This is a genomic window from Flavobacterium hercynium (genome assembly GCF_002217285.1).
Taxonomy (GTDB): Bacteria; Bacteroidota; Bacteroidia; order Flavobacteriales; family Flavobacteriaceae; genus Flavobacterium; species Flavobacterium hercynium.
In genome coordinates this window covers 121,482-141,316 of the sequence record NZ_MUGW01000026.1, presented here as the reverse complement: position 1 = coordinate 141,316, position 19,835 = coordinate 121,482, and the positions used below count along the sequence as shown (strand labels likewise).

Annotated in this window: 15 protein-coding genes; 3 read left to right on the top strand and 12 right to left on the bottom strand. The window is 34.8% G+C overall.

What is annotated here, in order from left to right; genetic code table 11:
- Positions 1 to 11 precede the first annotated feature (11 nt).
- From B0A66_RS13475 to B0A66_RS13460, 4 genes are all read right to left on the bottom strand, one after another.
- Positions 12 to 767, bottom strand: coding sequence for a LytR/AlgR family response regulator transcription factor (locus tag B0A66_RS13475; protein WP_089050367.1), 756 nt, complete (start codon positions 765 to 767; stop codon positions 12 to 14).
- Between the two features lie 6 nt (positions 768 to 773).
- A complete protein-coding gene (locus B0A66_RS13470) occupies positions 774 to 1,868 on the bottom strand; it encodes a sensor histidine kinase (protein WP_089050366.1) in 1,095 nt (364 codons plus the stop codon).
- Positions 1,869 to 1,948: 80 nt separating this feature from the next.
- Positions 1,949 to 2,995 (bottom strand): beta-ketoacyl-ACP synthase III, encoded by a 1,047-nt coding sequence (locus B0A66_RS13465; protein WP_089050365.1) that lies wholly within the window; start codon positions 2,993 to 2,995, stop codon positions 1,949 to 1,951.
- Between the two features lie 172 nt (positions 2,996 to 3,167).
- Positions 3,168 to 4,001 carry a universal stress protein gene (locus B0A66_RS13460; RefSeq protein ID WP_089050364.1) on the bottom strand — a complete coding sequence of 278 codons (834 nt, stop codon included), beginning with the start codon at positions 3,999 to 4,001 and terminating at the stop codon, positions 3,168 to 3,170.
- Positions 4,002 to 5,320: 1,319 nt separating this feature from the next.
- Here B0A66_RS13460 and B0A66_RS13455 point away from each other — a divergent pair.
- Entirely contained in the window at positions 5,321 to 6,142 is an 822-nt protein-coding gene (locus B0A66_RS13455; RefSeq protein ID WP_089050363.1) for a helix-turn-helix domain-containing protein, read from the top strand.
- 76 nt (positions 6,143 to 6,218) lie between these two features.
- A complete protein-coding gene (locus tag B0A66_RS13450) occupies positions 6,219 to 7,424 on the top strand; it encodes a multidrug effflux MFS transporter (protein ID WP_089050362.1) in 1,206 nt (401 codons plus the stop codon).
- Positions 7,425 to 7,432: 8 nt separating this feature from the next.
- Here B0A66_RS13450 and B0A66_RS13445 read toward each other — a convergent pair whose 3' ends face one another.
- From B0A66_RS13445 to B0A66_RS13425, 6 genes are all read right to left on the bottom strand, one after another.
- A complete protein-coding gene (locus B0A66_RS13445) occupies positions 7,433 to 9,385 on the bottom strand; it encodes a heavy metal translocating P-type ATPase (protein ID WP_089050361.1) in 1,953 nt (650 codons plus the stop codon).
- 54 nt (positions 9,386 to 9,439) lie between these two features.
- Entirely contained in the window at positions 9,440 to 9,859 is a 420-nt protein-coding gene (locus tag B0A66_RS13440; RefSeq protein WP_089050445.1) for a Fur family transcriptional regulator, read from the bottom strand.
- A gap of 126 nt (positions 9,860 to 9,985) precedes the next feature.
- Positions 9,986 to 11,260 carry an efflux RND transporter periplasmic adaptor subunit gene (locus B0A66_RS13435; RefSeq protein WP_089050360.1) on the bottom strand — a complete coding sequence of 425 codons (1,275 nt, stop codon included), beginning with the start codon at positions 11,258 to 11,260 and terminating at the stop codon, positions 9,986 to 9,988.
- Positions 11,261 to 11,344: 84 nt separating this feature from the next.
- The gene (locus B0A66_RS13430; protein WP_089050359.1) at positions 11,345 to 15,661 is read right to left on the bottom strand and encodes a CusA/CzcA family heavy metal efflux RND transporter; all 4,317 of its coding nucleotides are present in this window, start codon (positions 15,659 to 15,661) and stop codon (positions 11,345 to 11,347) included.
- Between the two features lie 175 nt (positions 15,662 to 15,836).
- The gene (locus B0A66_RS22735) at positions 15,837 to 16,160 is read right to left on the bottom strand and encodes a DUF6660 family protein (protein ID WP_123868240.1); all 324 of its coding nucleotides are present in this window, start codon (positions 16,158 to 16,160) and stop codon (positions 15,837 to 15,839) included.
- A 286-nt stretch (positions 16,161 to 16,446) separates the two neighbouring features.
- Positions 16,447 to 16,725 carry a hypothetical protein gene (locus B0A66_RS13425; RefSeq protein ID WP_089050358.1) on the bottom strand — a complete coding sequence of 93 codons (279 nt, stop codon included), beginning with the start codon at positions 16,723 to 16,725 and terminating at the stop codon, positions 16,447 to 16,449.
- A gap of 424 nt (positions 16,726 to 17,149) precedes the next feature.
- Here B0A66_RS13425 and B0A66_RS13420 point away from each other — a divergent pair, with 424 nt between their 5' ends.
- Complete coding sequence (locus tag B0A66_RS13420) at positions 17,150 to 17,392, top strand: helix-turn-helix domain-containing protein (RefSeq protein WP_089050357.1); 243 nt, start codon at positions 17,150 to 17,152, stop codon at positions 17,390 to 17,392.
- Positions 17,393 to 17,397: 5 nt separating this feature from the next.
- Here B0A66_RS13420 and B0A66_RS13415 read toward each other — a convergent pair whose 3' ends face one another.
- The gene (locus tag B0A66_RS13415; protein ID WP_244283483.1) at positions 17,398 to 19,248 is read right to left on the bottom strand and encodes an ATP-binding protein; all 1,851 of its coding nucleotides are present in this window, start codon (positions 19,246 to 19,248) and stop codon (positions 17,398 to 17,400) included.
- Positions 19,249 to 19,508: 260 nt separating this feature from the next.
- Positions 19,509 to 19,718, bottom strand: coding sequence for a hypothetical protein (locus tag B0A66_RS13410; protein ID WP_208862583.1), 210 nt, complete (start codon positions 19,716 to 19,718; stop codon positions 19,509 to 19,511).
- Between the last annotated feature and the right edge of the window lie 117 nt (positions 19,719 to 19,835).

Sequence of the window (19,835 nt, the reverse complement as noted above, 5' to 3'; positions counted from 1 at the left end):
AGGTGCTTCTCTTACCTATCCATCCACTGTTTAAAAAACGGAGCTTTTTCCCTACTAATAAGAACTTCGCGCTCGGGATCGGCTTTAAGTTGAATTTTTAGTTTTGCATTAAAGTAATTAGAAATTGATTTTATACTCTCTGCACGAATAAAGAATTGTCGGTTTGCACGGAAAAATAAGTTTGGATCAAGTTCCTGTTCCAATTCTTCCATTGTCTGTGGAATAGCAATAATAATACCGGATTCCAGAAATAAATTCGTGGTTTTAAATTCGGAGTAAATGAAGTCAATATCAGCAACATCAACACTTTTATAACCATCACGATACGTTACTAAAAAACGTAAACGGTATTTTGGCTTGTGGATCAGTTCTTTTAAAATTCCAGTAATATTGGTAACATCGGTTTCTGTTTTTGCCAAAGATTTAAATTTTGACAAAGCATATTCGAGTTCGTTCTTTTCGATAGGTTTCATCAAATAATCGATGCTGTTTACCTTAAAAGCGCGAATTGCATATTCATCATAAGCGGTGGTAAAAATAATGGGACACGTAATGGTTGTTTCTTCAAAAATAGAAAAACTTAATCCGTCTGCTAATCGAATATCCATCGTAATTAAATCGGGAGTTGGATTCGATTTCAACCATGCAACTGTATCTACAACAGTATCAATAATTTCTAAAATCTCGCAATCCGGTTCTAATTCTTCCAATAGTCTTTTAAGACGACTGGCATTTATGCTTTCGTCTTCTACAATTAAAATCTTCATGTTCTTTTAAATTAAGGGCAGACGTACGTAATAATATTCCTTTGATGTACTAAAAACCGGCATTCGGTCGCATAATATTTTATATCGAAATTCTATATTTTTATTTCCAATTCCATTAGAAAGTAAACTCTTTCCCGCTGTTGCCTGCAAATTGTTTCTCACCACAATATCTCCTAAATCAGAGTAAATAGCAATTATCAACGGATTCGATAAGGTTGCCATATTATGTTTTATTGCATTCTCGACCAATAACTGCAACGTTAAAGGTGGTAAATGAAGTGACATACAGGATTCGTCGACAAATATTTTTAGTTCGATCTTTTCACCAAGTCTTTTCTTTAAAAGATAAAAATAAGCGTTCAAAAATTCTAATTCTTCTTTTACATTGATTGTATCTTTATTCAGGTTAGAAATCATATAGCGATACACTCTTGTAATATTTTCCAGAAAAGAGGCCGCTTCTTTTTGATCTTCATAGATTAACTCTGTCAAAGTACTAAAGTTATTAAACACAAAATGAGGATCGAGCTGCAGTTTCAACGATTCTAACTGGGATCTGGTTACCGCTTCCTGAAGTTCTGATGCTTTGATTTTGAGTTCTGCTGCTTCTACAGATGTTAGACGCCATCTGTTTAATAAAAAAATAGCGGTGTGAATAGAACTGATAAATAGTGTTAATATTGCAGCTACAATATTAGACTGCCAGATAATAACAAGTTCGCTTTCTTTTATGGCAACTCCGGGATAAAAGTAATCCCATATATTAGAAAAAATAGAGTTTAAAAGAATATTTCCGGCAATCAGACATATAAATTGTGCCAAAGCCCTAAAAAATGGATTTTGCTCCCAACTTATATAATAATTCAGCTTTCTGCCTACAAATAAACTTAGTTCTGTAAGGGTAGCACAATAGACCAAAAGAATCACAAAATCGAAATACTTATCTAAACAAAGTAAACCTTCTTTTTCGTAAATGAGAGACGGATTCAAAAAATAATACGAAGAAATATAAACTATAAAAACAACCGGAATTACTATAAACCTGTAGTATTTATATAAAAAATTCTTTCCGGATGTTTTATTTTGATTACGTAACCTCATTTACGAATAACTGTTTTATTGTCTGTTCTAATGGCCTATTCTAAATTTAACGTAATTTAAGAATGAAGCCTGTTATAAAACTAGTGCGCTACTAAAACGCTCTCTTTTCTATTACTTGTCTGTACTGATTTTACAGTTCGTTTTTCGCGCATTACACCCCATTTTAAACAAGTTGCTCCCCATGAAAATCCGGCACCAAAGGTTGTGATAAGAAGGTTTTGTCCTTCTTTAAAATCATCTTTGAAATCCCATAAACATAACGGAATTGTTGCCGATGTTGTATTACCATAACGCTCGATGTTCACTTTTACTTTATCTGATTCAATGCCCAGACTATCGCCCACCGCATTTATGATACGCAGATTAGCCTGATGCGGAACTACCCAGTCAATTTCGTTTGTGTGTAATTCATTTTTAACTAATACTTCCTGCGAAACTTTACTCATCGAAGAAACAGCTTTTTTGAAAACAAATGATCCGTCTTGTTTTAAGTAATGCATTCTATGCAAAAGACTTGGCATCGTAGCTGGAGTTTTAGAACCTCCTGCGGGTACCACTAGTGATTCAATACCACTTCCGTCTGTATGTAAAATGCTTTTCATTAATCCGTAGCTTGATTCTGTTTTTTCTAATAAAACAGCTCCTGCTCCATCACCAAAAAGAATACAGGTATTGCGGTCTTCGTAATCTACGATTGAACTCATTTTATCTGCGCCTACTACGATTATTCTCTCGTAACGTCCGCTTTCGATCATACTTGTCGCCGTTTCAAGCGCATATAAGAATCCGCTGCAAGCGGCATTTAAATCTACTCCAAAAGCATTTTTAAGACCCGCATTTTCGCATACTTTACTGGCTGTTGGTGCCAAAATATGATCCGGAGTTGCTGTCGCCAAAACTAAGGCCTGAATCTCTAAAGGATCTACCTTAAAATTTCTGATAAGATCATCAATAGCAGCACTCGCAAGATCAGATGTTGCCACATCATCAGCTGCGATTCTACGTTCTTTGATTCCCGTTCTTTTTACAATCCATTCATCAGAAGTATCTACTGTTTCAGATATCTGTTTATTGGTTAGAATTGATGGCGGAACGAATCCACCTATGGCTGTTATGACTGCATTCATTTTTTTTGTTTTTTGACCTTTTATTTTCCAACCGCAAGTAAATAATTTTTCCTCTTATTTTATTTCATTTTATGATATAATTATCACAAATACGGGAAATAACACCTCGATTAATACATAATTTTCAAAAGATCAATTTTAGAAAATATTTTGGGTAAAATATAACTTAGGATTAATAACCCGGAAATGACAATAACGGTATGTCAAGACCTGTTGCCATAATCCTTGTTTTGCTTTTATGAACCAATGAATCCCAGAATCCATATTTCTGCGGAACCATGATAAGCATATCAGCATTATAGTTTTTTATTTCTTCTTTTATCTCGTTTATAACAGCGTTTGATCGTACTGTTTTATACAAATATTTCACGTTCTCAAATTCTTTCTCTATTGATGAATGTAAAAAGATTTCATTTTGTTGTTTCTTTAAATCATCCAGCTTTTCATCTACACTAAAAAATTCTACTTCCGCTTCCAGACTGCTAACTGTTTGTTTTAGCCAGCTCAGTCTTTTAATTGAAGTAAAATTCAAAGTATCACACGCATAAAGTATTTTCTTTATTCCTTGAAAACGAGCATTTTCAGGAACTGCCAATACTGGAATATCCACGTTTTTTATAACCAAAGTTGTTGCATTACCTAATAATTCCTGCTCAAAAGAGCGCTCTGCCATTCCCATTACTACTAAGCTCGCTTCTGTATTCTTTATTATAGAATCTAATTCCACTTCTAAAAGCGAATAACTACAGAATGAATCTACCTCTATTTTAAACATTGATGATAATTCTGACCCAAGCGTTTCAAGTCTAGACGTTGCCTTTGTGATCTGCTTTTGCATTGCATCAGCCGTGATAAGCGAATTGGCACTGTGCACACTCAAAGAAAATGAATTAAATAAAACTAATTTTGCTCCTGTTGCTTTTGCAAGCGCGGCAGCATAATTAACCGCATTATTGGCTATAGGAGAAAAATTCGTAGCAGCTATTATAGTTAGTGGTGAAGTCATAAAAGTATGAATTAGCAGATTTTGCTGTAAAATTCACCAATTAACTGTTATAAAATATTTTAAAATAACCGAAGTATCATTATTTACTCCTCAACCGTAAAAATTGGATTCTGAAAATAGGTTTTAATAAAAAATAATATCGTTTTTTAGGAAATAGAACGTGCGTTCTAGTTTTAGAAATGATTCAATAGATTAGTTCCGTTAACGAAATAGTTATTGTTATATAAAATTATTTACTACATCTTAAATAAAGAGATTTAATTTAAAGCCTAAAGTTCTATTATGAAAAGTTCCGTAGGAACGACACATTTTGCAGCAACGGATTTTAATCCACTGATTAGATAGCGATTATACTAAGAGTTCAATAGGAACGGTACATTTTTTTTGCTTTGCGTATGAGATATCGGCCGATCCTATGGATCTTTTCTTTCTGTTGTCTATAATAAAGCCGGATTAAAATCCGGCTCTACAATATCGTTCGAGCCGATGGCTCTTTTAAAATGATTATTAATTATTTGGAAAAAATAATAATGATACTAGCGAAATATTTCGGTTTGTTTGCTATATAACGATTATAACTAAAGTTCCGTAGGAACGACACATTTTGCAGCAACGGATTTTAATCCACTGATTAGATAGCGATTATATTAAGAGTTCAATAGGAACGGTACATTTTTTTTGCTTTGCGTATGAGATATCGGCCGATCCTATGGATCTTTTCTTTCTGTTGTCTATAATAAAGCCGGATTAAAATCCGGCTCTACAATATCGTTCGAGCCGATGGCTCTTTTAAATTCATTATTAATTATTTCGAAAAAATAATAATGATAATAGCGAAATATTTCGGTTTGTTTTCTATATAACGATTGCAACTAAAGTTCCGTAGGAACGATGTATTTTGTAGCAACGGATTTTAATCCGTTGATTAAATAACGATTATATGAAAGTTCCATAGTAACGGTACATTTTTTTTGCTTTGCGTTTGATATCGGCCGATCCTATGGATCTTTTCTTTCTGTTGTCTATAATAAAACCGGATTAAAATCCGGCTCTACAATATCGGTCGAGCCGATGGCTCTTTACCACATTATTCTGACTTTGATTGATTCTTACCAAATATTAATTAGATTTGAAAAAAAACTGGTTGAGTAAAATATAAAAAGAGGGTCATTTACATAAAAAAACAGCTTGCAAATCTATTGTTTTTTTTCATATAATTAAAATCTTACAAAAATAACAAAACAGCTGTTTTCGAACAAACAACAAACAACAAACAACAAACAATAAACAATAAACAATAAACAATAAACACAATATCAATGAACAACAACAGCATTCCAACACATTATTTAAGTCGATCTTCCTTTTGCTTTCTTGCGATTGAAGATGCAGATGATGATACTTTTGATGGATTGCATCGGCATGATTTTTTTGAATTAATTTGGTTTACAAAAGCAGGCAATGATAGTGTTGTTGAGATCGATTTTAAGCACTATTCCATTAACGATAATACCATTTGTATCATTACTCCCGGTCAGGTTACTAATTTTGATCGTACGCTGGAAGAAGGGCATGTTTTGGCTTTCTCTAAAGAACTGTTTAATGAATTAATGGTTGAAACATCTGCTTACAAGGCTGGAATGTTACCACAAAATCTTACTGAGACTTCGCTGGAACCCATGCGCATTTTAACCACACTTATTAAGCAGGAACAAGATGCTGAGAATCGTTTTCAATTGATGAAGGCTTACCTTACTTCGTTTCTTATTCATGCTATGTCGTCGGTAATCGAAACGAAAACAGATGATGAAGATCGTATTAACAAACTAGCGAGCGTTATTGAGCAGCATTATCTTGAACATAAAGAAATTGCATTTTATGCTTCTTATTTTAATATCAGTGCGAAACGGCTTAACGAAATATCAAAAAAAGTTCGTGGTCTGACTGTGAAAGAGCTTATTACGGAGCGTATATTACTTGAAGCAAAACGGGAAATTCATTTTGGAAAATTGACTTTCAAAGAAATTGCCTATAAACTTGGCTTTTCTGATGCAGCTTACTTTTCAAGATTCTTCAAATCCCAAACAGGATTAACTGCGGCTCAATTTAAGGAGTCAACTTCGAGCTTTAAAATTAATTGAAGCTTGGGTAAATTTGTCCAAGCTGACCGGCACTTTGTCCATTGTTAAAGTTCTACTGCGTGTATAGCTTTGCAGTATGAAAACAAACCAATACATCGTTCCGATACTTGCTATTATTACGGCACTTGAATCTCTTAGCATTGATTTATACCTTCCTGCGTTTACTCATATTACTCAAGATTTACAAACTACAATGGGAAATGTTCAGATTTCTGTATCACTTTTTCTATGTGGATTTGCAACGGGACAGTTACTTTGGGGGCCATTATCGGATAAGTACGGAAGAAAACCAATATTACTAATTGGATTGGTCGTTTTTGTATTGAGTTCTGCTGCAATACCTTTTGCTGATTATATTGAACTTTTATGGATTTTACGTTTTATGCAGGCGTTTGGCGGATGTGCGGGAATTGTGATGTCGAGGGCTGTTGTTGCAGATTTATTTTCTAAAGAAGCCGCTATTAAAATATTTTCTACACAATCGCAAATTAGTGGTATTGCGCCTATCATTGCACCAATAATGGGAAGTGTACTTCTTAATCTTTGGGGCTGGAGAAGCATTTTTTTCTTTTTAGCATTATTAGGAACATTGTCGATTGGAACGGTTTTAAAATGGATTCCGGAAACTCACGCTCGTTCACGAAATGATAAACGTACTTCAAAATCATCTTTAAAAGAAAATGTAGTCGCTTTATCGAAAAACAAATCGTTTTTGCTTTTTACGCTTATTGGTGCAATGGCATATAGCGCACTTATGATTTACATTTCGAGCGCACCATTTGTACTTATTACTAAAGCTGGTTTAAGCGAAACCGAATTTGGTCTGGCATTTGGGTTCAATTCTGTTGCTTTGATCTTTGCTGCCTACATTACGCCAAAACTTTACAAATTCATGCCTATCAAAACTTTAGTTAAAACTGCTACAATTGCACTTGTCTTATTTTGCACTGCTTCTTTACTATTTTCTCTTGCTAATGCATCGGTTATTATTACGATTGCAACGTTGTTTTTATCGTTAATTCCACTCGGAATATTATTTCCTATTACGACCGCTTTGGCTTTAGAGACTATCGAAGACGGAAAAGGAACAGCCGCCGCCGTAATGGGATTTTCTCAATTAATGATTTCTTTTTTACTTTCTGCGATAACCGGATTAGTGCAAAATAATGAAGTATGGCCCATCGAAGTTATTCGATTGGGTGTTAGTCTTTTTGCTGTTGTACTGGCTATGTCGGGAATTCGTAGTCGAAAGTTTACTCCATTGGCTTCTAAAACTATGTAATCTTTGGTTTAGAATTTCATTCTTTGAATTCGTACGGCATTAAGAATGGCAATTAGAGCTACGCCAACATCTGCAAAAACAGCTTCCCACATGATCGCTAAACCTCCGGCACCCAAAATAAGCACAACCGCTTTTACTATAAATGCAAAAGTGATATTCTGCCAAACGATTTTTTTTGTTTGCCTTCCAATAGCAATCGCCATTGGAATTTTAGATGGTTTGTCGTCTTGTATTACCACATCGGCGGTTTCAATTGTTACATCGCTGCCTAATCCTCCCATTGCTATTCCTACGTCACTCAAAGCTACTACAGGTGCATCGTTGACTCCGTCACCAACAAAAGCTACTGTTCCTCTTTGCGCTTTAATTTCTTTTACTTTATTGACTTTATCTTCAGGAAGCAAATCTCCAAATGCATTTTCTATTCCTAATTGGTCTGCAACGAACTTTACGACACTGCTTTTGTCTCCGCTAAGCATTGTTACTTTTATATTTAGCTTGTGCAAAAGATTGATTGTTTGCTGTGCATCTTCTTTAATCTGGTCGGCGATTGTTATGTAGCCTACGTACTTTTTATCATAACTTATTGCAATTGTTGTGTAAATTATAGCAGAAGGATTAAAATCATAAGTAATTCCAAACTTGTCCATCAATTTAAAATTACCTGCCAATAACTCTTTTCCGTTAATAATTGCTTTTAATCCATGTCCTGCAATTTCTTGGTTGGTATCCATTATTACAGTGCTGTCTACCTTCCCTACATATTCACGTATTGCAGTTGCTACAGGGTGCGAACTAAGATTTTCAATTGCATTGACCATTCTTAATATTTCTGCCTTATCAAACTCATGTTTAAAAACGGTTTCCTTAACTTTGAAAACGCCTTCGGTCATGGTTCCAGTTTTATCCATCACTACATTTTGGATAGAAGCCATTACATCTAAAAAATTACTTCCTTTAAACAAAATTCCGTTTCGGCTTGCTGCTCCTATACCTCCAAAATAACCAAGCGGAATCGATATTACTAAAGCACAAGGACAAGAAATTACCAAAAACACTAATGCTCTGTACAACCAATCGTTAAAATCATAATTTTCCACAATTAAGAACGGAATAAAGCAAATTGCTATAGCGAGGAACACCACGATGGGTGTATATATTTTTGCGAACTTGCGTATAAATAGCTCTGTTGGTGCTTTTTGCGCAGTGGCATTTTGTACGAGTTCTAAAATTCGGCTTAGTTTACTATCGGCATAAGCTGCTGTTACTTTTACTTGTGCTGCACTATTCAAATTAATCATTCCTGCCAAAACCGTTTCGCCTTTTCCTTTTGTATCTGGTTTACTTTCTCCCGTAAGAGCAGCGGTATTAAAGGATGCACCATCCGTTAACAGTTCTCCGTCAAGACCTAATTTTTCTCCTGGTTTTAATTGTATTATAGTGCCAATCTCAGCATCTTCTGCTTTAATGATTTTGGTTTTTCCATCTACTAAAATTGTAACTTCATCCGGCCTTTGATCTAAAAGACTTTTTATATTGCGCTGCGCTCTTGAAACAGCAAGCGTCTGAAAAACTTCACCTACGGCATAAAACAGCATTACTGCAACCGCTTCCGGATATTCTCCTATGGCAAATGCTCCAATAGTAGCAATTCCCATCAAAAGAAACTCTGAAAATACATCGCCTCTGATAATACTATTTACTGCATCTTTAATTACTTCTAAACCAACAATTAAATACGCTACAAAATACCATATAAACCTACAGGTTCCGATAAACCAGATCTGCTCCACCCAATTGTCTAAAATGATCGCTCCCAATAAAAGAATTAAAGCCAAAATGGAAGGCAAAAACATTTTAAGCCTACTTCCATCTACATTGCTGTGATCATGACCGTCATGATCGTGGTGGTTATGATTATGATTATGATTATGTTCGTCGTGGTTATGTTTATGTTCCATGTTTATTATTTTATGAATTATCTAATAAGCAATGTCAGTACAATTCAAGTTGTATTACAAACTCAATCTTAGACATTTGTCGCATATTCCTTTTGCCAATATTTGTATTTCATCAATCTGAAGCTGGTTATCCATACTTTCAGGAAAAATTATTTCTTCTCTGCAAGTTGTCTCTTTACAATTTTTACAGTAAAAATGTAAATGACGATCATTGTGATTTTCCTCAGCGCAGGTTTCTGCACAAAGCTTATATTTAACGACGTTTTCATCTGTAATTTTATGAACCAGACCCTTTTCCTGAAATGTTTGGAGCGTTCTGTAAATCGTTACTTTGTCGGCTTTGTGAAAGAATTTTTCAATGTCAGATAACGAAAGGGCTGCTGTAACGGTTTCTAAATATTCATAAATAAGAATACGCATTGTAGTCAGGCGGATATTCTTGCCCGCGAAGGCATCTTCTGTTGCTTTCTTCATATCAATCATAGTTTACAAAATAAAATCATCTGACTTCACTGTATCAAATACTAGTAAATTTACGAAGCTTTGTTTGAACTTTAGCTTGTTGATTCTTATTGTAATTTATTCTTTTATATAAATTTATTAATGTTCGTGCCCTCCGGAATTACTCAATGTGGCATTTACGAAAAAAGTACCTTTAGTCACGATTTTTGTTCCTTCCGGAATTTTCTTAACTGTCGTAATAGCTGTATATCCAACTTCTGAAACACCTTTTGAAACTTCTATTTTTTCAAAATTCATAGTAGCGGCTTCTGCTTTCTTTTCTTCCCCTTCGTTGTGTTTTTCTTCTCCTTCAGCACCATGTCCGTGTTCTGCTTCAGGTTTCTTTTCTGTTTGCGCAAAAATGTAGAATTTTCCATCTGCTTCTGCAATAGCTGCATTGGGTACAGCAGCTGTCAAAGCACTTCCAACACTTACCATTGCGGTAATATTCATACCATCGATTAATCCGCTTTTATTTCCGGTCACTGTACAATGAACCGCCACTGTTTTACTTTCATTTTCAAACGAAGATCCAATATTGAATACTTTAGCGGTATACGATATAGCAGGATTATTAGTCAAAGTGAAATTTACTACTTGTCCAATTTTGATCATAGGTAGGTCTTTTTCAAAAATCTGTAGATCAAGATGGATTAATCCGTTATCTACAATTTCTACAACTGGTGAAGAAACATCAACATAACTTCCAATTTTTGCAAACTCACTGCTTACCGTTCCACTTACCGGACTGGTCACTGTCAAAGCTGATTTTAAATTTGAATAAGTGATTCCGCCTGGATTAATTCCCATAAGCTGAATCTGTTTTTGAAGGGATGCTTTACGCCCTCTAAGTGCATTCATTTCTGCTGTAGCACTTTGCAAATTCTTTAATGCTCCTGCATTTCCTTCTTGCAGTTCTTGTTGACGTCTTAGTTCCTGATCGGCTAATATAATCTTGCTTCCAATCGTCAGATACTCTTCCTGCAATTGTATAAATTGTGGATTTTCGATCGTAGCAATGACTTGTCCTTTTTTTACATAATCACCAAGCTGTACTTTTAGTGTTTTTATAACGCCTCCGTACAATGATGTGGCATTGGCTTTATTGTTATTCGGAACCCGTAAAGCACCATTTGCTTTTATAACCGCAGTAAGATTTTTGTTTTCAATCGTACCCAGTGTAATTCCAACGGCTTTCATTTGATCCTGCGTTAACTCTGCAATAGAAGAAGTTTCTTCTCCGTGTTCTTCTTTTCCTGCTTCCGTTTTTTCAGATGCCACTTCTTTAGTATCTCCTTCGTTGTTCTTTTGCCCACAACCGATCAACGTCAGCAGGGATAAAGCAACTACTACTATTTTAATTTTGACTTTCATTTTTTTTATTTTTAAAAATTACACCATAAAATCTGTCTTTTAAACTTTGATTTTCAAGACAGAAAACAAAGGAATTTGTGCCTGTTATTTATTATTAAAATAATTAAACTGAACTGCTGACAGATTATACTGGTTTAGAACATCTAAGTAATTCTGACGTATTCCTACCGCCTGACTTAAAAACTGACCCAATTCAGCAAAACTAATTTCTCCTGATCTGTAACTTAATGTCGCTGCTTTTATAATTTCTTCTGATTGTTTTAATCCTGATGTTTCATAAAAATTCAGTAACGAAAGATTCTTCTCGATATCTGCAATAGCCGATGCTTTTTGAGTCTGCAGCTGTTGCGTTTGATAGGTCAGATTCTTTTCCTGCACGTCTTTTTCAGCTGCCGCTGCCTTTACTTTATTGTGTGCTGATCCTGCTCCAAAAAGAGGGAAAGAAGCTGTAGCAGAAAATCCGGTATAGGGATCATTTGCTCCCCAAAGACGCTGGCTAAAAACTCTTCCTGAGAATTCGGGCATGTTGGTATTTCGTTGTACGGAAACATTGGATGTTGCAATTTTTACATTTTGTTCCTGCAATACCAACAAAGGATGAAGTCCATTTGTTTCAGATAACACGACATCAGCCTTTCCTAACGGAGCTTCTACAGGAAGCAACCATGTATTCTGATTTAATAACAGCATCAATTGTTGTTGCTGCACGGTCATATCTTTTTTATTCTGATCTGAAAAAGCTTTTAACTCGTACAATTTTGCTTCGGCTGCAATTCTGTCCAGTTTTGCTACGTCACCAGCTTTTAAACGAACTTCCGCTGTCTTAAAAAGTAAGGTATAAATACTGTCTAAACGTGTGTACAATAATTGTTTATCCTGCAAATACCAAAGTTTGTAATACGCAGTTCGCACTTCTCTTTTTATTGTCGCATTTAAAACTCCCGTATTTAATTCTGCGTGCTTTAACTGTTCTTTAAAATATGTTTTTCTGGCTGCATACAATCCAGGCCATGCAACACTTTGTGAGATACCAATCTTTAATATCCCAACATTATCAGTCGGACGAAGGTCTTCGTTTTCCGCAAATATTCCGGTTTTTGGTATATCAATGGCAGTTTTTACATTAAATCCCGCACTTCGAATTTCAGCTTCATTGATGTCTAATTGCTGATTGTTTTGCAAAGCAGTTTCAACGGCCTGATCCATAGAGATTCTTTCCTGAGCGTTAACAGATCCCAGACCAGCCAAACAAAACAGTACAATTAAGGTTGCATTTTTCATCTTGAATTTACCTGTAAAATTGAATTTAGAATTAAAAATAATATACAGCAAAGGCAGTACAAACAAGGTAAGGAATGTCGCTGTAATCAAACCTCCTATTACTACTGTTGCCAGCGGTTTTTGTACCTCTGCTCCTGCACTGCTGCTAATGGCCATTGGTAAAAAACCTAATGAAGCAACAGTTGCTGTCATTAATACAGGACGAAGCCTTGTCATCGTTCCTTCTTTTACTCTTTGTAAAATATCTGTTATACCTTCTTTTTCAAGCTGGTTAAAAGTTCCAATCAAAACAATACCGTTTAGGACTGCTACACCAAACAAGGCAATAAATCCAATTCCGGCACTGATACTAAAGGGCATTCCTCTTAGCATCAAAGCAAAAATACCTCCGATTGCACTCATTGGAATGGCGGTGAATATTAAAATAGCCTGTTTAAAAGAACGAAATGTAAAATACAACAAACCAAAAATTAATAACAGCGATACCGGAACGGCAACCAGTAAACGGGCGCTTGCTTGTTGCAGGTTCTCAAACTGACCTCCATACGTAAAATAATAACCCGGAGGCAATTTTACTTTTTCTGACAATTTCTCCTGAATATCTTCTACCACACTTTGAACATCGCGTCCCGCTACGTTAAATCCTACTACAATTCTGCGTTTTCCTGCTTCTCTGCTTATTTGCGCGGGACCTAGTTTATAGTCTATATTGGCTACTTGTGATAACGGAATTTGATTTCCGGTATTGGTTGGAATCATAAGGTTGCTTACATCATCGATACTGCTTCTGTGAATGCTGTCTAAACGAACAACTAAATCAAAACGTCTTTCGTTTTCATATACCTGACCTGCACTTTTTCCGGCAAAAGCGGTACTTACAACATCATTTACGTCTTCTATTGTTAATCCGTAATTGGCGATGCGGGTCCTGTCGTATTCGATATTTATTTGAGGCAATCCGCTTACTCTTTCTACCTGTGGTGAAGTTGCACCGGGAACGCTTTTAATAACCTCACTGACTTCTTTGGCATATTGCGAAAGTGTGTTCAGATTTTCTCCAAATATTTTTACGGCAACATCTTGTCGGATTCCTGTCATCAATTCGTTAAACCTCATTTGAATAGGCTGATTCTTTTCGAAGAAAACGCCGGGAATAACTTCTAATTTTTCTATAATTGCGTCTGCAAGTTCATTGTAAGTTCGTCCTGATTTCCATTCGCTTTGGGGTTTAAGCACTACCATTAAATCTGTTGCTTCGGGCGGCATTGGATCTGTTGGTACTTCGGCAGCTCCAGTTTTTCCTACCACCATTTTAACTTCATCAAATTCTTTGATTATTCTCGAAGCCTGCATAGAGGTTTCGATACTCTGATTCAAGGAACTTCCTTGTGGCAAAATACAATGAAATGCATAATCGCCTTCTTGTAACTGAGGAATAAACTCACCTCCCATTCTGGTAAAAAAGATAATCGAAACTACAAATAATAAACCTGTAAAACCTACGACAGCATACTTAACATTGATTACTTTTTGAAGTAAAGGCTGGTAAATATTTTGCAGTTTTTGCATCATTTTATCACTAAAATTCTCTTTATGATTGGGTTTCTTGGATAAGAACAATGCACACATCATCGGAATGTAAGTCAGTGACAAAATCAGTGCTCCAAAAATGGCAAAACCTACAGTCTGCGCCATCGGACGAAACATTTTTCCTTCTACGCCCACAAGTGTCAGAATTGGAATGTAAACAATTAAAATTATGATTTCACCAAATGCAGCACTTGTACGTATTTTAGAGGCCGACTGAAAAACTTCTTCGTCCATTTCGTCTTGGGTAAGACTTCGGAGTGTTTTTCGCATTCCTAAATGATGTAAAGTCGCTTCTACTACAATAACGGCACCGTCGACAATAAGTCCAAAATCGATAGCGCCAAGCGACATTAAATTAGCACTTACGCCAAAAACGTTCATCATTCCCAAAGCAAAAAGCATCGCAAGCGGAATAGCGGAAGCAACGATTAGTCCGGCACGAAGATTTCCCAGAAACAATACCAGTACAAAAATTACGATCAAAGCACCTTCGACAAGGTTTTTTTCTACGGTACTTATGGCTCTTCCTACCAAATCTGTACGGTCTAAATAGGGTTCGATTACAACATCATTCGGAAGTGATTTTTGAATCGTAGGCAGTTTTTCCTTAATTCGTTTTACTACTTCGTTGCTGTTCTCGCCTTTTAGCATCATGACAACACCACCAACGGCATCAACTTCGCCATTGTAGGTCAAAGCGCCATATCGAACGGCTTGTCCAAATCGTACATTAGCAACATCGCTAACATAAATTGGTGCTGCTCCTGTATTTTTTACGACGATCTTTTTAATGTCTTCTAAGGAAGTTACTAAACCAATTCCCCTTATAAAATAAGCATTTGGCTTCTTATCAATATAAGCACCTCCCGTATTCTGATTGTTCTTTTGCAAAGCAGTAAAAATATCAGGAATACTCACACCCATTGCTTTCAATCGGTCCGGATTTACGGCCACTTCGTATTGTTTGAGTTCTCCTCCAAAGCTGTTTACCTCTGCAATTCCGGGTGTTCCGTACAATTGTCTGGCCACAATCCAGTCCTGCATGGTGCGCAAATCTTTGGCATTATATTTATTCTTACTTCCTTTTTTAGGATGAATAATATACTGATACACTTCTCCAAGTCCTGTGCTTACTGGAGCCATTTCCGGAGTTCCTGCACCTTGTGGAATTTTATCCTGAGCTTCTTTCAATCTTTCATTGATAAGCTGTCGGGCAAAATAAATATCGGTTTCATCGTCAAACACAACGGTAATTACCGAAAGTCCAAATCTTGAAATACTTCTGATTTCCTGAATTTTTGGAACTGTTGCTATACTTTGTTCTATCGGAAATGTTACGAGCTGTTCTACTTCCTGTGCGGCAAGTGTAGGACTGCTGGTAAAGATCTGTACCTGATTGTTGGTGATGTCAGGCACGGCATCTATGGGCAATTTGGTAGCGCTCCAGGCACCCCAAATAATAAGAAGCAATGTCATTAAACCAATAATGATTTTGTTCTTAATGCTGAATTTAATTATATTATCTAACACGATGTAACTAATTTAAAGTTTAGAAAATAGTTTCTTTCACCATATAAAATGAAGAAAATTAGAATGTGCGCGCAGAAAAGACCTGTGATTACAGGAATTTAAGATACATCACGATACTGGTGATTTATCCAAAGAAAAATTACCATGTGAGTAAAGCACAATTCAAAAATAAATTCTAGACGAAAAGTTTAGGCGGTTGCCATATATTTCCGGAGTAACGGGAAATAACCTGACAGTCTCTTAATACTACATTTCTAACACTGATTAGTTGTTGTGGAAGATTAAATTCCGGTAGTTTAAAAGTAAATTTAAGAGCTGAAACACTACAGCAGGAACATTGGCAAAAAGGTGTGCAATGATCATCATTGTCGTCGCTGTGACTGTGAGTCAGTTCTGTTTGGCTGGATGAAGAATCTTCGCAACTATTATATACATCACTGCACGGAACTGCAAGAAGTCCTAGTATGTAAATTAATAATATTGTTGTTTTCCATCTCATATAGTACAAATGTATGAAATAATTTATGCAATCAGATTGCAAAGTTAGTCGTGATAATGTAATACCTATGATTCTGATACTTTCTTAAAAGCTTATTTTTATAGTGCATTACATTAATTTACTTTACAGTTATTCCAGCTTAACAAAGCAAAACAAAACTTTCGTAAAAATACCTTTAAATTATAATAGAATAGGACATAATTTTAGAATCAAAAAAAGCGAACTGTATATAATTCGCTTTTCCATTTTATTACTATCTCTAAACCGAGTGAAAGGTTTTATTCCTCTAGATTGGATACAACAAAATTGTTGCAGAATACCTTCCTTTTGTTTTGGTTTTTATAATGGTATTTAACTTAGTAGCAGCATGTGCAGTATATTCATCTGTTAAAACCAAAATATGAAAATGAGTATGTTCTGCATACGATTCCATGTCATGGGAAGACGGATTTTTAATATTTTTGATTTCCCTTCTTTCCAAAAAACAATGTATTTTTTTGGTACTAATACTTTCCTTAATAATTTTACTTACTATCTGCAATCCTGCACTGTCAATCACCTTCATAATTTTTATTAGTTATTTAATTTATCTACACGAAAAACTTATTTTCCGTCTAATATGGCGCAAGTAAGCTATTGATTTTCTAGTACGGTACTATACGGATAGTACCGTACTAAACGGTTTTATTTTTGTACCAAGTGCTTTTAAACACCACGAACAGCTTAATAACAACAACTTACACAATCTTGTCATTTCGACGAAGGAGAAATCTTCGTTGCAAAGTCGACAAAGATTGCACTCTCTTTGTGGAGTCACTTACGAAGATTTCTCCTTCGTCGAAATGACATACAATGACAAATACCTTTATCCAATAATTATGTTAATCATTTTAGCATCCATATATTCTTGAACAAAAATAATAAAAAATTCGACTTATAAGTCGAATTTAATTTTAAAAATGCTGATTTGACTTCTTTTTCTTTGTTAAATGAAGCACATTGAAAAATTAGAGTCCGAATTAGTCGAAAGAATTTATAATTTATTCCTTGTAAAATATGAAGGAAATAAAAGTTCTTTTGCCAGAGATAGCAACTGTACTGAAACTACGATTCGAAGAATTCTCCGAAACGAACAAGGTATCACTATAAATTTACTAATAAGAATTGCAAATGCACTGGATACAACTCCAAGTGAACTTTTAAAAGGTGTGCAATTGAAAAAGGACGAATAACTTCACTACAACCAATCAAGTGTAAAAGTAACCTCGATTTTTGTTCCGGAATTAACGCTGGAAACCACAATAAACTTTCCGTTGAGAGAACTTACTCTGTCTCTCATATTGCTTAAACCAATTCCTGCTTTTCTGTTTTTCACATCAAATCCAACGCCATCATCGGTTATGGTAAGTTTTAGAATGTTGTGTTTCTTTTTATAAATCTTTACTTCGCAACTTTTGGCATTTGCATATTTATTGACATTCAGAATGGCCTCCTGAATTATTCTGTAGAGGTTTATTTTGTAAATAATTTGAATGCTTCTCCAGTCGATCGTTTCATTATCTGTGTAAACAAACTTGGTATCGCTTATCTCTTTTTGATGATCTACTAAAGTTAATAGCAAATTATTGAAATCGTTATGTTCTAAGAAAGCGCTGTTACTTAAACCGTGTGAAATCGTGCGGACTTCTGTTTCAATATGTTGTAATTCGGTTATGTAGTATTTTCTTTTTTCTACAATCTCGTTACCGTTTTGCGAATTAAAAAAACCTAAATTCATTCTGACACTATAAATTTTATTCATAATGCCGTCATGTAATTCCTTGGCTATTTTGGTTTTTTCGTTTTCTCGCGCGGTGGTTATTTTCTCATGCTGATCCATCAATAATTGATAAATCACTTCATTTGCCTGTTGCTCTTTTTTAAAGAACTTCATTTCCAGATTTTTATATTTTAATCCTCTAAAAAGCGTAAAGATTAATAAAGCTAAGATTAAAACAAATGATGAAATTAAGATGTAAAAGTTTTTCTTAGTTAAAATTTTATTCTCGTCCTCGATTCTTGAAGTTTCGTATTCGATTCGCGAATATTTATCATGAGCATTTTTTTGCACTGCATTGATGCTATCACTAAGTTTGATGTATTCTTTGGTGTAGAACAGCATCTTTTTTTTATCTGTTTTATACAGAAATCGCAATGTCGTTAAAATCTCATTACTGCTGTTTAACGTTACTGCCAGATGATTTGCTTCTTCTAAAGTACTAATAGCATTTAGAGTATCTTTTTGAGACAGATAATATTCTCCTATTCGAATTTTTTTATATAAAATATCTGGACCTAAACCTATGCTATCGACTATTTTTAGTGACTCGAGCAACATTGGTTTTACATTTTCATAGTCTTTATTTTTCATCTTTGAGTACGCCAGATTACTCATGACATTGGCGTACAATCGCGGCCATTTTTTTCTTAAGTCGGGAGTTAAAAGTGGTTCTAGTATTTTTGCCGATTTTGCATACTCACCTTGTAAATCATACAGATTACAGACATTTATTATAGAACTGACATTGTACTTATTAATATCATCTTTACCTGTGAATTTCATTTTGCCCAACACCTCCAAAGCGGTAGCATGGTACTGTAAAGCCTGATCGTATTTAACTAATTTTTCGAGGCAATTGCCCATTAACGTATTACAACTATAGATTAGTTCGTAATCTTTAGATCCTTTTAAATAACTTAAAGCTTTAGAAATTTCAACACTGCATTCTACGTAATTACCATCATAAAATAAAACATAGCCTTTGCTAAAAAGCATCCTGGCAACATTGTCATAATCCTGAAGTTTATGATATAATTTCTCAGCCTGCAGATAATAAAAATAGGCACTGTCTTTTCGTGTATTTTCATAACAATCTCCCACAAAATAAGACGCCTTTGCCATTCTGATACTATCATTGGCACGTTTTGAAAGTTCTAAAGCTTTTAAGCTTACCGCTAACGATTTTTTAGAACTATTGATATAATAATACTCTGATGCTATTTCAAGATAGACATCCCGCAGTTCTGCATTATTCCGGATCTTCTTCAAAAGATAAAGGCTGGAATCTAAATATTCCTCCTTTTTTTGATTCTCTAAACTAGTCGCGTAATTTTTATCAAATAGATGTGTTACGCTGTTTTTATAATTCGTCGAATCATTTTTTTTACAAGAAAAAAAAATGAGAACAATAAAGATGTAAAAAAATCGAGTTTGAATAGTCAAGTTAAAAATGGTATTTTTATTACAACAAATATATCATTTTGAAATAAATCAGAACATAATACTATTAATAATCGCTAAATAAATGCCTAGCGTCTAGGTGGTTTAGGATTACTTGGATCTCCATAAACATTTTCACCTCCATTGTCCGGCAATGGCTGTGCTCCCACAATGATCGAATCTGGTTTTTGAGTCGCCAACTCATTCCGTTTTTCAAATTTAACGCCTTTAACATCTTGATTTTCAAGTTCATCAGTTGAACAAGAAAATACTGAAAGAGAAATAAAGACAAGCCCCAAAATGTACAATTTACTTTTCATAAGATAATATTTTTTTTAGTTATTATGAATTATCCGTAAAAGAAAAACATTATTTTTTTTAAATTGTACGGGATTTCCGTAGTATTTTAACTATAT

Coding starts and splice junctions, on each gene's coding strand:
- B0A66_RS13420 (WP_089050357.1), top strand. CDS start 17,150: ATGAAGCACATTGAAAAATTAGAGTCCGAATTAGTCGAAAGAATTTAT.
- B0A66_RS13455 (WP_089050363.1), top strand. CDS start 5,321: ATGAACAACAACAGCATTCCAACACATTATTTAAGTCGATCTTCCTTT.
- B0A66_RS13470 (WP_089050366.1), bottom strand. CDS start 1,868: ATGAGGTTACGTAATCAAAATAAAACATCCGGAAAGAATTTTTTATAT.
- B0A66_RS13425 (WP_089050358.1), bottom strand. CDS start 16,725: ATGAAGGTGATTGACAGTGCAGGATTGCAGATAGTAAGTAAAATTATT.
- B0A66_RS22735 (WP_123868240.1), bottom strand. CDS start 16,160: ATGAGATGGAAAACAACAATATTATTAATTTACATACTAGGACTTCTT.
- B0A66_RS13450 (WP_089050362.1), top strand. CDS start 6,219: ATGAAAACAAACCAATACATCGTTCCGATACTTGCTATTATTACGGCA.
- B0A66_RS13440 (WP_089050445.1), bottom strand. CDS start 9,859: ATGAAGAAAGCAACAGAAGATGCCTTCGCGGGCAAGAATATCCGCCTG.
- B0A66_RS13465 (WP_089050365.1), bottom strand. CDS start 2,995: ATGAATGCAGTCATAACAGCCATAGGTGGATTCGTTCCGCCATCAATT.
- B0A66_RS13475 (WP_089050367.1), bottom strand. CDS start 767: ATGAAGATTTTAATTGTAGAAGACGAAAGCATAAATGCCAGTCGTCTT.
- B0A66_RS13435 (WP_089050360.1), bottom strand. CDS start 11,260: ATGAAAGTCAAAATTAAAATAGTAGTAGTTGCTTTATCCCTGCTGACG.
- B0A66_RS13445 (WP_089050361.1), bottom strand. CDS start 9,385: ATGGAACATAAACATAACCACGACGAACATAATCATAATCATAATCAT.
- B0A66_RS13460 (WP_089050364.1), bottom strand. CDS start 4,001: ATGACTTCACCACTAACTATAATAGCTGCTACGAATTTTTCTCCTATA.